General features: G+C 52.3%; 12 protein-coding genes. 4 read left to right on the top strand and 8 right to left on the bottom strand.

What is annotated here, in order from left to right; all coding sequences use genetic code 11:
• The first annotated feature begins 123 nt into the window (after window positions 1–123).
• The 4 genes from galS to mglC all read left to right on the top strand — a co-directional run bounded on the left by galS (window position 124) and on the right by mglC (window position 5,205).
• Window positions 124–1,167: an HTH-type transcriptional regulator GalS gene (gene galS, locus TU92_RS09225; protein WP_112166444.1), complete on the top strand. Its 1,044-nt coding sequence runs from the start codon at window positions 124–126 to the stop codon at window positions 1,165–1,167.
• 250 nt (window positions 1,168–1,417) lie between these two features.
• The gene (gene mglB, locus TU92_RS09220; RefSeq protein ID WP_112166442.1) at window positions 1,418–2,416 is read left to right on the top strand and encodes a galactose/glucose ABC transporter substrate-binding protein MglB; all 999 of its coding nucleotides are present in this window, start codon (window positions 1,418–1,420) and stop codon (window positions 2,414–2,416) included.
• Between the two features lie 227 nt (window positions 2,417–2,643).
• A complete protein-coding gene (mglA, locus tag TU92_RS09215; protein WP_112166440.1) occupies window positions 2,644–4,176 on the top strand; it encodes a galactose/methyl galactoside ABC transporter ATP-binding protein MglA in 1,533 nt (510 codons plus the stop codon).
• A gap of 18 nt (window positions 4,177–4,194) precedes the next feature.
• On the top strand, window positions 4,195–5,205 hold the full coding sequence (mglC, locus tag TU92_RS09210; RefSeq protein ID WP_112166438.1) for a galactose/methyl galactoside ABC transporter permease MglC: 1,011 nt from the start codon (window positions 4,195–4,197) through the stop codon (window positions 5,203–5,205).
• Window positions 5,206–5,339: 134 nt separating this feature from the next.
• Here mglC and sanA read toward each other — a convergent pair whose 3' ends face one another.
• The 8 genes from sanA to artP form a co-directional block, all read right to left on the bottom strand.
• Window positions 5,340–6,263: an outer membrane permeability protein SanA gene (gene sanA / locus TU92_RS09205; RefSeq protein WP_112166436.1), complete on the bottom strand. Its 924-nt coding sequence runs from the start codon at window positions 6,261–6,263 to the stop codon at window positions 5,340–5,342.
• 217 nt (window positions 6,264–6,480) lie between these two features.
• Complete coding sequence (locus tag TU92_RS09200) at window positions 6,481–8,178, bottom strand: NAD-dependent malic enzyme (RefSeq protein WP_112166434.1); 1,698 nt, start codon at window positions 8,176–8,178, stop codon at window positions 6,481–6,483.
• Window positions 8,179–8,347: 169 nt separating this feature from the next.
• Complete coding sequence (cdd, locus tag TU92_RS09195; protein WP_112166663.1) at window positions 8,348–9,232, bottom strand: cytidine deaminase; 885 nt, start codon at window positions 9,230–9,232, stop codon at window positions 8,348–8,350.
• 270 nt (window positions 9,233–9,502) lie between these two features.
• Window positions 9,503–10,237: an arginine ABC transporter substrate-binding protein gene (locus TU92_RS09190; RefSeq protein WP_112166432.1), complete on the bottom strand. Its 735-nt coding sequence runs from the start codon at window positions 10,235–10,237 to the stop codon at window positions 9,503–9,505.
• 234 nt (window positions 10,238–10,471) lie between these two features.
• Complete coding sequence (gene artM, locus TU92_RS09185; RefSeq protein ID WP_112166430.1) at window positions 10,472–11,140, bottom strand: arginine ABC transporter permease ArtM; 669 nt, start codon at window positions 11,138–11,140, stop codon at window positions 10,472–10,474.
• Window positions 11,140–11,856 (bottom strand): arginine ABC transporter permease ArtQ, encoded by a 717-nt coding sequence (gene artQ / locus TU92_RS09180; protein ID WP_112166428.1) that lies wholly within the window; start codon window positions 11,854–11,856, stop codon window positions 11,140–11,142. Before artQ ends, artM begins: the two co-directional genes overlap by 1 nt.
• Window positions 11,857–11,868: 12 nt before the next feature.
• The gene (gene artJ / locus TU92_RS09175) at window positions 11,869–12,600 is read right to left on the bottom strand and encodes an arginine ABC transporter substrate-binding protein (protein WP_112166426.1); all 732 of its coding nucleotides are present in this window, start codon (window positions 12,598–12,600) and stop codon (window positions 11,869–11,871) included.
• Window positions 12,601–12,648: 48 nt separating this feature from the next.
• The gene (gene artP, locus TU92_RS09170) at window positions 12,649–13,377 is read right to left on the bottom strand and encodes an arginine ABC transporter ATP-binding protein ArtP (protein ID WP_112166661.1); all 729 of its coding nucleotides are present in this window, start codon (window positions 13,375–13,377) and stop codon (window positions 12,649–12,651) included.
• Between the last annotated feature and the right edge of the window lie 50 nt (window positions 13,378–13,427).

Genomic DNA, 13,427 nt, shown 5'->3' with positions numbered 1-13,427 from the left:
TACTCTAATAAGGAAACGCCATGAGCACTTCACCTCGCTTCTCTTTCTCTGCGTTATTTACCTCCTGGGTGATTAATTTCCGTATTCCTCCTTATCAAAGCCTGGCAGATCACGGAGCGACAAATGGTCACCATTCGTGATGTCGCACGTCTCGCAGGGGTTTCAGTCGCCACGGTTTCCCGGGTTCTGAACAATCCTTCTATTGCCAGTAAAGAGGCGCGCGAGCAGGTGTTACGCGCCGTCGAAACCTTAGGTTACCGGCCTAATGCCAATGCGCAGGCGCTGGCAACGCAAAGCAGCGACACCATCGGTGTGGTGGTGATGGACGTCTCGGATCCTTTTTTTGGAGCACTGGTGAAAGCGGTGGATACCGTCGCCCAGTTGCATCAAAAATATGTGTTGATAGGTAACAGCTATCATATTGCTGAAAAAGAAAGGCATGCCATTGAAGTACTGATTCGTCAGCGCTGTAACGCACTCATCGTGCATTCCAAAGCGCTGGGCGATGACGAGCTTGCGCGCTTTATGGATCAGGTTTCGGGCATGGTGCTGATTAACCGCGTCATTCCGGGCTACGAGCACCGCTGTGTCTGGCTAAACAACGTCAGCGGCGCGGAAATGGCGACCCGATTACTGCTGTCGCAGGGGCATCAGCGCATTGGTTACATCGGTTCGAGCCATGCGATAGAGGATGATGTGCAGCGCCATCAGGGCTATGTGCAGGCGATGACGCAGCCAATGACGCAGTCACATCAGACGCATGACGCGCCGCCAGCCATCTGGCGCGCACAGGGTTCGCCGGATTTACAGGGCGGTGAGGCGGCGATGGTAGAGCTGCTGGGGCGCAATCTGCACCTCAGCGCAGTGTTTACTTACAATGATTCGATGGCCGCCGGTGCGATGGCGGTGTTGAAAGAGAACGGAATTAACGTCCCGAACGATTTTTCGTTGGTAGGATTTGATGACATACCGATCGCCCGTTACACCAGCCCGAAAATGACGACGGTGCGCTATCCGATCGTTTCCATGGCGACGCTGGCAACCGAACTGGCGCTAAAAGGCGCAGCAGAACAGTTATCTGAAGGTATTTCACACTGTTTTATGCCCACGCTGGTCAGACGGCATTCCGTTGCTCCGTGGCAAAATGTGGCACCCGTCACTTATTGATCAAATAACGCGATGTAACCGTTTTCAATCTGTGAGAACTTTCACAGTTTATTAACATCGCGACCATTATGATTCATTCGTTTTCGACATGATTCACTTTGTGTCCGGCTTACCGGACTGGTTTCACAGCGAGACAGGACGTTATAGGTCAAGGATGGCAGGCACCCACACACATGACGTGGAGCTGTACTGCTCCCACATGGATTTCCGGTGCCAAATTCTGTAACACCCTACATAACCGGAGATACAAATGAATAAGAAGGTCTTCACCCTGGCGACTCTGGCTGCAAGCATGATGTTTGGTTTTGCTGCGCACGCTGCTGATACTAAAATCGGCGTTACCATCTACAAATATGACGATAACTTCATGTCCGAAGTGCGCAAAGCCATCGAGAAAGATGCGAAAGCGACGCCGGACGTGCAGCTGCTGATGAATGACTCGCAAAACAGCCAGTCCACCCAGAACGATCAGGTAGACGTCATGCTGGCGAAAGGTGTAAAAGCCCTGGCCATCAACCTGGTTGACCCGGCTGCTGCTCCGGTCATCATTGAGAAAGCCCGCGGTGCTGGCATTCCTGTTGTTTTCTATAACAAAGAACCTTCCCGTAAAGATCTGGACAGCTACGATAAAGCCTATTACGTCGGTACTGACTCTAAAGAGTCCGGCATTATCCAGGGTGAGCTGATTGCTAAACATTGGAAAGCGACTCCGGCCTGGGACCTGAACAAAGACGGCGTGATCCAATATGTGCTTATCAAAGGCGAACCGGGCCACCCGGATGCTGAAGCACGTACCAAATACGTCATCAGCACTCTGAACGGCAAAGAAGGCCTGAAAACTGACCAGCTGCAACTTGATACCGCCATGTGGGATACCGCACAGGCGAAAGACAAGATGGATGCCTGGTTGTCTGGCCCGAACGCCAATAAAATCGAAGTGGTTATTGCCAACAACGACGCAATGGCAATGGGCGCAGTCGAAGCACTGAAATCTCACAACAAATCCAGCATTCCTGTGTTCGGTGTGGATGCCCTGTCAGAAGCGCTGGCGCTGGTGAAATCTGGCGCAATGGCCGGTACCGTGCTTAACGATGCCAACAACCAGGCGAAAGCGACATTTGATCTGGCAAGAAATCTGGCCGCCGGCAAACCTGCTGCTGAAGGCACCAACTGGAAACTGGAAAATAAAGTCGTTCGTATTCCTTACGTCGCGGTTGATAAAGACAATCTGTCTTCATTCGTGAAATAAGCGTACGACAAAAGAAGCAAAGACAGACAGCAATACAAAAACAAAGCTAAGCAGTGGCATAAATAATTGCGGTTAAGCCGTAAATAAAGACTAAGTATGACCTAACGTTAATGCTTATCTGACAGGACGTCATGTCGCCCTGCCGGTGGTGAGAGTACTGACCGCTGGCGGGGCTGACATCAGGTATTAATACACCCGTTTATTTTTATCTTTAGCCAGGTACAACTATGGCCGATAATTCGTTATCTGACACAACACAAAAGCCGGACGAATTCCTGCTGGAAATGAGTGGTATCAATAAATCATTTCCTGGAGTCAGGGCGTTGGATAATGTGAATTTAAAAGTACGCCCTGGATCTATTCATGCCCTTATGGGGGAGAATGGCGCCGGTAAATCCACATTATTAAAATGCCTTTTCGGGATATACAGTAAAGACTCCGGTACGATTCTTTTTCAGGGACAGGAAGTTAATTTTAAAAGTTCGAAAGAAGCGCTCGAAAAGGGCGTGTCGATGGTGCATCAGGAATTAAACCTGGTGTTGCAACGTACCGTCATGGACAACATGTGGCTGGGACGTTACCCGACGAAAGGTATTTTTGTCGATCAGGACAAAATGTACAAAGACACCAAAGCGATTTTTGACGAACTGGACATTGATATCGACCCGCGCGATAAGGTCGGTAAGTTGTCGGTTTCGCAGATGCAGATGATCGAAATCGCCAAGGCGTTTTCCTACAATGCAAAAATCGTCATCATGGACGAACCCACTTCCTCGCTGACGGAAAAAGAGGTGAACCACCTGTTCACTATCATCCGTAAGCTGAAAGATCGTGGCTGCGGCATCGTGTATATCTCTCATAAGATGGAAGAAATTTTTCAGCTTTGCGATGAAATCACTATTCTTCGCGACGGCCAGTGGATCATCACGCAGCCGCTGGAAGGCCTCGACATGGATAAAATTATCTCCATGATGGTTGGCCGTTCCCTGAGCCAGCGATTCCCGGATCGTCTGAATGTACCGGGTGAAGTGATCCTCGAAGTGCGTAATCTGACCTCGCTGCGTCAGCCTTCGATCCGTGATATTTCCTTTGATTTACACAAAGGTGAAATCCTTGGGATCGCCGGTCTGGTAGGCGCGAAACGCACCGATATTGTCGAAACGCTGTTTGGTATTCGCGAGAAAGTCGCCGGTACTATTAAACTGCACGGCAAAAAAATTAATAACCACAGCGCGAACGAAGCGATTAATCACGGCTTTGCGCTGGTGACGGAAGAACGACGTTCAACCGGTATTTATGCGTATCTGGATATCGGTTTCAACTCGCTGATTTCAAATATTCGTCAATATAAAAATAAAGTGGGCCTGCTCGATACGGCCAGAATGAAAAGCGACACCCAATGGGTGATCGATTCCATGCGGGTAAAAACGCCGGGGCATAAAACCAGTATTGGTTCATTGTCGGGCGGTAATCAGCAGAAAGTCATTATCGGGCGCTGGTTATTAACCAAGCCGGAAATATTGATGCTGGACGAACCGACGCGCGGGATTGACGTTGGGGCGAAATTTGAAATTTACCAGTTAATCACCGAGTTGGCGAAAAGAGAAAAGGGGATCATTATTATCTCCTCTGAAATGCCAGAGTTGCTGGGTATTACTGACAGAATATTGGTTATGAGTAACGGGCAGGTTGCGGGTATTGTTGACACAAAAAATACATCGCAAAACGAAATTTTACGCCTGGCTTCCTTGCATCTCTAATTTTTAAGGGTTCTTATTATGAAAGCATTAAATAAGAAAAGTTTGCTCACTTATTTAAAAGAGGGCGGGATTTATGTGGTGCTGTTGGTATTACTGGCGATTATTATTATCCAGGATCCCAGCTTCCTCAGTCTGGTCAACTTAAGTAACATTCTGACCCAATCCTCAGTGCGCGTCATTATTGCACTGGGCGTCGCGGGTCTGATTGTGACGCAGGGTACTGACCTGTCAGCCGGGCGTCAGGTTGGTCTGGCCGCAGTTGTGGCAGCTACCATGCTTCAGGCAATGGATAACGTGAACAAGGTGTTCCCGAATCTTGAAGTAGTGCCGATCCCGCTGGTCATTCTGACCGTGTGTATCGTTGGCGCGCTGATTGGTTTGCTTAACGGTATTATTATTGCCTATCTGAACGTCACCCCGTTTATTACCACGCTGGGTACGATGATTATCGTTTACGGGATTAACTCCCTGTATTACGACTATGTGGGGTCATCGCCGGTCGCCGGTTTTGATCCGGGCTTCTCGCAGTTTGCACAGGGCTTTATTCACCTGGGCGGCCTGAAGCTTTCCTACATCACTTTCTACGCCGTGATTGCTATCGCCTTCGTCTGGGTGTTGTGGAATAAAACCCGCTTCGGTAAAAACATCTTCGCCATCGGCGGTAACCCGGAAGCCGCGAAAGTTTCAGGTGTTAACGTACCGTTAAACCTGATCATGATTTATGCGTTGTCCGGTGTGTTCTACGCGTTTGGTGGATTACTGGAAGCAGGGCGTATCGGCAGTGCGACCAACAACCTCGGCTTTATGTATGAGTTAGATGCTATCGCGGCCTGTGTGGTTGGCGGCGTGTCCTTCGCCGGTGGTGTGGGCTCTGTGGCAGGTGTGGTGACTGGTGTGCTTATCTTTACCGTCATCAACTACGGTCTGACCTACATCGGCGTTAACCCGTACTGGCAGTACATCATCAAGGGCAGCATCATCATCTTCGCGGTGGCGCTGGACTCTTTGAAATACGCTAAGAAGAAGTAATCTTAGCAGCAGTTAAAATAAAAGGGTGCTTCGGCGCCCTTTTTGTTTTCTGAGGATATGCCGGGTTTAACGCCCTGGCGAAAGTGTTTAGCTTTTGCTTCTCCCCTGCGCAGAGAAAAGAGCTTTTCCTGCGATTACTGCCTGAAAGGATTCCTGCCGACCGGCTTCGCCGACTCAGGTTTTGCCGTCGGTTCCACATCTTGCGTTTCATCCTGCGCCGCATCGTTGGCTTCCTGTTCTGCCTTCATTCTGGCCGCTTGGTCAGCTGCAGCTTTATCGGCAGCGGCTTTGTCTGCGGCAGCTTTCTCAGCCGCCGCTTTGGCTTCTGCGACTTTCTTCTCGGCTTCCAGCTGCTGTTGCAACGCCAGAACCTGCTCCGGGGTGACCGCAGGGTAGCCCTGCGCATCATCGGGAACGTTGTGGATGGCCGGGATCGGGATCAGCGGCCCGAGGAAGCGCGGTTCGCGTTTGAGCAAATAGAGATCCGTCAGCGCACCGAGGCGGGCGAAGATTTCACGGCTGCGGACGCTGAGCATATTCTTTGGCGATGGCACGGCGAAACATTGCGCCTGAATACCCATGTGCAGCGCAATAAACAGCGCGCGCTCACAGTGGAAACGCTGGGTAATGATGATGAAATCGTTGGTGTCGAAAACCTTGCGGGTGCGCACGATGGAATCAAGGGTGCGGAAACCGGCGTAATCGAGCACGATGTCGCTGGAAGGAATACCGGCCGCGATAAGGTCGCGTCGCATGGTGCTTGGTTCATTGTAACTTTGCTGCGCGTTGTCGCCGCTCAACAGCAAATATTTCACTTTACCGCTGTTGTAGGCGTTGATCGCGCCCTGGATCCGGTAGAGGTAATACTGATTGATGACGCCGGTGCGGTAATATTTTGAGGTGCCCAGCACCACGCCGACCTGACGATGTGGCAACGATTGTACTTCGTCGTAGATATATGGCTGCGTGCGTAAACTGATCCACTGATCAAGCCCAATAGCGACTGCCAGCATCAGAATAACGATGCCGGTAACGCCAGCTATAATTCGCTTAATCATAGGTATCCCTGTTTATGATCGGATGGAAATCGGATCCAAGGCTACTTTACCTGTCAGGGTGACGCAATACGTTGAACTCTGCATCACCGGCCTTCGCGGGTTTTTTCAGCACTTTTCAGGGAATTACTTACCTAAATGCGTAGCGGACCGCAATTTGCGCCAAAAAAAAGACCAATGCGCAAGGCATTGGTCTCGATTGCAGCAGTTTTTGTCTACATCAGAATGACGTGCGTTTATACGTCCGGTACTGCGGTGCCCAGAAGTTGCGTTCGATAGCTTTCGACAACGTATCTTCTGATGTCACCATCGCCACACCCTGCAACTGCGCCGCTTTGGCGACTTCCATCGCGATGCATTTTGATACGCCCTGAATATCATCGACGTCCGGCAGCAGTGAGCCAGTGCCTTCGGTTGCCAGCGGCGAACATTCTGCCAGCGTGCGGCTGGCGGCCATCAGCATGCCGTCGGTGACGCGCGTGGCACCGGAGGCAATCACGCCCAGCCCGATCCCTGGGAAGATGAAGGAGTTGTTGCATTGCGCGATAGGGTACAGCTTACCTTTGAGGCTGACCGGCGCGAACGGGCTGCCGGTGGCGACCAGCGCGGCGCCGTCGGTCCAGTGCAGAATATCCGCAGGCGTGGCTTCAACGCGGGAAGTCGGGTTGCTCAGCGGCATCACCACCGGACGCGCGCAGTGCTTGTGCATCTCGCGGATGATCTCTTCGGTGAAGAGACCCGGCTGGCCGGATACGCCGATAAGCACGGTAGGTTTGGCGTGACGGACAACGTCCAGCAGAGAAATGCTGTCGTTTGCCAAATCCCAGTGAGCCAGCGCGCTGCTTTTTTGCGTCAGCTTGCTCTGGAAATCCAGCAAGTTAGGCAGTTTGTCGGTCAGCAGGCCGAAGCGGTCGACCATAAAGACGCGTGCGCGAGCTTCCTCTTCGCTCAGACCTTCGGATTTCATCTGCGCGACGATTTGCTCGGCGATACCGCAACCAGCGGAACCGGCACCGAGGAAGGCAACGGTCTGATCGCTCAGCTTGCCACCTGCGGCTTTGCTGGCGGCAATCAGGCTGCCCAGCGCCACGGACGCGGTGCCCTGAATGTCATCGTTGAAGCAGCACAGCTCATCGCGGTAACGGGTGAGGAGCGGCATCGCATTTTTCTGCGCAAAATCTTCGAACTGCAACAGCACGTTCGGCCAGCGAATTTTCACCGCCTGGATGAACTCATCGACGAAGGCGTCGTACTCTTCGCCGGTAATACGCGGATGACGCCAGCCCATGTACAGCGGGTCATTCAGCAGTTGCGGGTTATTGGTACCCGCGTCGAGTACGACCGGCAGGGTATACGCCGGGCTGATGCCGCCACAGGCGGTATACAGCGAAAGCTTACCGATAGGAATACCCATGCCACCAATGCCCTGATCGCCGAGGCCCAAAATGCGCTCACCGTCGGTCACCACCACCACTTTCACGTGCTGTTTAGTGGCATTTTGCAACATGTCATCAATGTGCGCGCGGTTCGGGTAGGAGATAAACAGGCCACGGGCGCGGCGGTAGATATCAGAGAAATGCTCGCAGGCCTCGCCGACGGTCGGGGTATAAATCACCGGCATCATTTCGCTCAGATGACTGTCCAGCAGACGGTAAAACAGCGTCTCGTTGGTGTCCTGAATGTTGCGCAGATAGATGTGCTTATCGATGTCGGTTTTGAAATTCTGGAACTGGCGATAGGCGCGGTCGGCCTGTTCTTCAATGGTTTCAACCGCTTCTGGCAGCAGGCCGTGAAGGTTGAAATTGTTGCGCTCTTCTTCGGTGAACGCGCTGCCTTTATTCAGTAAGGGGAATTCTAACAGGATAGGGCCGGCATGTGGGATATACAGCGGGCGTTTGCTTTCGTATTCAAGTTCCATGATTTTACTCTTCCGGGGGCTCAGAATGGTGTTTTTTATTTTTTAGAGACATGAGGGTAACAGAGAGGAAAAGACGAATTCAAATTACAAATGTAATGACAATGTTATGTAACTAAAAACTCCGCGAACGGAGTCTTTAGTGTTATCTGGATCACGTCACTGCGGTGATTTAGCAGGTCACCGTTTTTACTTCTTCACAGCCAATCGCTTTGAGCGTGGCGCGGGTGGCGTCATCTTGTGTGAGCAGCGCGCCGGTATTCTCGACCAGCACCGCGCGGCGCACTTTCAGGCAGTCTTCCCCGGACATGTTCAGCAGGATCAGTGCCGCCTGAAGCGGTGGCAGGCTCGGGTTGAACGCGGCGTTTTCGGCATAGCGACCGGCGAACTGCTTGCCGCTGTGCGTTTCCAGCGCGACACCGCTGTAAGACTTGCTGTATGGCGCGTGACTTTGATTGCAGGCATCCAGCGCCAGCAACGTCAGGGCATCGGCATTATCGAGCTGATAGCCGTGATCGACCTTGTCCATCAACAGTGTCGTGATGTCCAGATCTTTTGGGCCGAAGGAGTGCGGCAGGTAATCACCCAGCGTGGCGACGTCGCGATCCGGCAGATGGATATCCAGCTCGGTGCCGCTGGTCAGCTCGTTCATGAACTGACGGCAGTGGCCACACGGCGTGTAGTTTACGGTGATGGAAGCCAGCCGGGTTTCGCCACGCAGCCAGGCGTGCGTGACGGCAGACTGTTCAGCGTGGACGGTCTGCTGCATTGGCGCACCGGCGAATTCCATATTGGCACCGAAATACAGGTTGCCGGAGGTGCCGCGCGCAATCGCGCCGACGTGAAAATGAGAAATCGGAGTAACGGAGCAGGCGGCTGCAAGAGGTAACAGCGCAAAGGCCAGCGCATCGTCATCGAGTCCGGTCGCCTGTTTTACTTGCGCAACGTCTGCCGCAGTGAGCATTGCCGGGAAGTCATCATGTCGCAGAAAAGGCTCAAGGGCGGAGGACAGATTTTCAGGGAGTGCCGCAAAGGCGGTGTGAAAACGTGCGTGCATAAACATTCGATCTCGAAGTAGTTACGGTTTAACAGTGTAGAAGTCATTCCATGAACTAAGTGTGACGAATGTCACTTTTTTAATGAAATACGTGTGACGGCGTTACAAATTTGAGAGATGTCACGCATAAAAGCGACTTTTTAAAGCGTCACCAAAATCATTCGAGTTGCATCTGGACGGCAACTGAGCGACCCCCGGTCACATATTAATGTATGTGACCGGGGGTCGGGAGGGCGGCCAGTGCTGAGGCGGCGTGAAGGATGAAGGGGATCAGTTAATCGGGAACCACTTATCATTAATCTTCTTAAATTCACCGTTGGCTTTGATCCCTTCCAGCGCGGCGTTCAGTTTCGCCAGCAGCTCTTTATTCTCAGGACGCACGGCCATACCAACGCCGGTACCGAAGTATTGCGGATCTTTGATAAGCTCACCGACTTCGCCCAGATTCGGGTTGGATTTCAGCCAGCCATTCAGGACTGCCGTATCGCCCAGCAGGCCATCCAGACGACCGCTTTTCAGATCCAGAATCGCATTCTGATAGCTGTCGTAACCAACGGTGGTGATCTCAGGATGTTTTTCCATCAGGTATTTCTGGTGTGTAGTGCCGTTTTCCAGACCCACACGTTTGCCTTTCAGATCAGCCATTGATGAGAACTTGCCTTTCGGTCCGATGATCATGGCGGTGTTGGCATAGTACGGCTGGGTGAAAGTGACCTGTTTGCTGCGCTCTTCAGTGATGTCCATGCCGGAGATGATCACGTCAAAACGACGAAATTTCAGTGCCGGGATAAGGCCGTCGAAAGGCTGATTGGTGAAGGTACAGGTTTCCTGCATCTGCTTACACACCGCGTTGGCCAGATCGATATCGAACCCGACGATCTGGTTGTTGGCATCCATCGATTCAAACGGAGGATAGGTCGCAGAGGTACCAAAGCGGATGGTGTCCGCAGCGGTTGCGGTAAAAGCAGTGGCAGATAAAACGGCAGCGAGGATCAGCTTTTTCATGCAATACATTCCTGTTCAAAAAATGACATTCCCTTCACGGTTCAGTTTACTGATTTTATTAATGTAATCGGGTCACTGGCAGGAAGCGAAACCTGTCAAACAAAGTGCCATTAAATGAATTTGTATGCAATAAATTTGATTAAAAAATTATAAAATAGAATAAGCCGACAGCCAACAGACATAAAAAAGGGACGATTTCTCGTCCCTTCATGTGCGGAGTCTGCCAATGTGCAATCAGTTGCGGCGTTCGAACGCCAGCGCGCGGCGCTCTATCAGGCGCATCATCAAAGTCAGCAATCCGTTGACGCACAGATACACCAGACCGGCGGCACCAAACACCATCACGTCATAGGTCCGGCCATACATCAGCTGGCTATGACCCATCACGTCCATCAGAGTAATGGTGTAGGCCAGCGAGGTACTTTTGAAGACCAGCACCACTTCGTTGGAATAGGAGGACAGCGCACGTTTAAACGCATACGGCAGCAGAATACGCAGCGTCTGCGCTTTTGACATGCCCAGCGCTTCGCATGATTGCCACTGGCCGGACGGGATCGCCCGCACCGCGCCGGTAAACAGCTGCGTGGTGTACGCCGCACTGTTCAGCGCCAGCGCAAACATCGCGCACAGCCACGGTTGCGACAGGACTTCCCATAACCACGGGATTTCCCGGATCGACGGAAACTGCCCCGGACCGTAGTAAATCAGAAAGATTTGCACCAGCAGCGGTGTACCGGTGAACAGCGTGATATAGCCTTTCACGATCTGGCTGATGACCGGCAGTTTGAGCGTCAGGATCACGGTAAAAAGCATCGCCAGCACCAGTGCAACCACCAGTGCGACCACGGTCAGCGTCAGGCTGGTGTGCAATCCTTTCAGGACTTCAGGTAAATATTCCCACATCAGGAAGCACTCCGTTCAAAGCGGGTGGTACGCAGTTCGATTCGTTTGATCACGAACTGGCTGAACAGGGTGACAAGCAGATAAATGCAGGCGGCAATCACGTACCAGGTAAACGGCTCCTGAGTACGGGTCGCGATACTTTTGGTTTGCAACATCAGGTCGTTCACGCTGATAAGCGAGACCAGCGCGGTGTCTTTAAGCAACACCAGCCACTGATTACTCAGGCCCGGCAGCGCGTGACGCCACATTTGCGGCATGATCAGGCGAAAGAAAATGGCCGCCTTCTTCATCCCTAACACCTGACCGGATTCCCACTGGCCCTGTGGCACGGCTTTCAGCGCGCCGCGCAGCGTCTGCGAGGCATAAGCTGAATAGAGCAGGGACAGGGCAATCACGCCACAGACGAACGGGCTGACTTCGAAGTTTTCGATAGGCAACTTGATCGGAATGGCAAACAGCCCGAGGTTGATGCTAAAGCCATCGGCCAGCACCATCAGCAGTTGTGAGGAACCGAAATAGATGAACAGGACCACCAGAATTTCCGGCAGACCGCGCAGCACGGTAACCCACGCGGTGCCCAGCCAGCTAAGCGGCTTCCACGGCGCGGATTCCCAGACAGCGAAAATCATCGCCAGAACGAGGCCGAGGATCAGCGCACAAACGGCAAGGCCGACGGTCATCCCGGCGGCGCTTGCTAAAGGTTGGAATTCATTCATTGATAGGCAAACTTATTGCTGGAACCATTTTGAATACAGCGTCTTGTAAGTGCCGTCAGCTTTTACTTTCGCCAGTGCATCATTCAGTTTCGTCAGCAATTCAGTATTGTTCTGACGAACGGCGACGCCCAGACCGGTACCGAAGTAGGTCGGATCGGTGATTTTGTCACCCACGGCGGCAAGGTTTTTATTCTGCTTCAGCCATTCGTTGACCACGGCGGTGTCACCAAATACGGCATCCAGACGACCATTTTTCAGATCCAGGACGGCATTCTGATAGCTGTCATAAGGCACAGCGGTGATTTCCGGATGCTTATCCATCAGGTATTTCTGATGGGTGGTGCCGTTTTGCATCCCGACACGTTTACCTTTCAGCGACGCGACGTCGGTGAATGTGCCGGAGTGCGCGATGAACAGCGCGGAGTTGTCATAATACGCATTGGTGAACGCGACTTGTTTTTCGCGCTCAGGGGTGATGTCCATACCGGAAATCACAGCGTCAAAACGACGGAATTTCAGGCTTGGGATCAGGCTGTCGAATGCCTGGTTAGTGAAGGTACAGGTGGCCTGCATCTCTTTACACATGGCGTTGGCCAGGTCGACGTCAAAACCCTGGATCTGATTCTTGGAATCTACAAACTCAAACGGAGGATAAGACGCTTCCATCGCGAAACGGATGGTGTCAGCAGCGCTGGCTGACAAACTGACGGTAGCCAGAACCGCGGCAATTACTAATTTTTTCATCGCTAACTCCGTAGAAAACATCAATTGATGATTTTATAGACAAACAGATTAATGGGACAGGTAGCTGGCAAACTCTTTGGTTTGCGGCTGCTTGAACACAGAGGCGTCGCCTTGCTCCACGATGCGTCCATTTTCCATGTACACCACCCGGCTGGCGGTTTTACGCGCCACTTCCACTTCGTGGGTCACGATAACTTGTGTGATCCCGGTACCGGCCAGTTCTTTGATGATGCTGACGATCTGGGCAGTAATTTCCGGATCCAGTGCGGCAGTCGGTTCATCAAACAGCAAGACCTGAGGTTCCATCATCAGGGCACGGGCAATCGCCACACGCTGTTGCTGGCCACCGGAAAGGTGCAAAGGGAAACGATCGGCGTAGTCGGTCAGTCGCAGACGGGTCAGCAATTTTTTGGCACGCTCCATCGCGACATCTTTTGTCAGACCCAATACACGCATCGGGGCTTCCAGTAAGTTGTCGAGCACGGTGCGGTGTGGCCACAGATTGTATTGCTGGAAGACCATTCCGACGTTCTGACGCAGTTCGCGAACCGCTTTTTCATCCGGCTTGCGGGTGAAATCGAAGGTGTTACCGGCGATTTGCAATGTGCCTGAACGCGGCATTTCCAGCAGGTTCAGAACACGTAACAGGGAGCTTTTGCCTGCACCACTTGGCCCGAGTAAAACCAGAGTTTCACCGGCGGGGCAGTTGAGCTGGATGTCAAAAAGCGCCTGATGCACGCCGTAGAAGCAGTTGATGCTATTAAGTTGAATACTCATGCGCAAATAGTGAATAGCCATTGATGCCGCAGATGGTAACTTCCACAGCA

The organism is Rahnella inusitata, from assembly GCF_003263515.1.
GTDB lineage: Bacteria > Pseudomonadota > Gammaproteobacteria > Enterobacterales > Enterobacteriaceae > Rahnella > Rahnella inusitata.
Note: the sequence above shows the minus strand (reverse complement) of the source record. Positions and strands in the feature narration are given on the sequence as shown.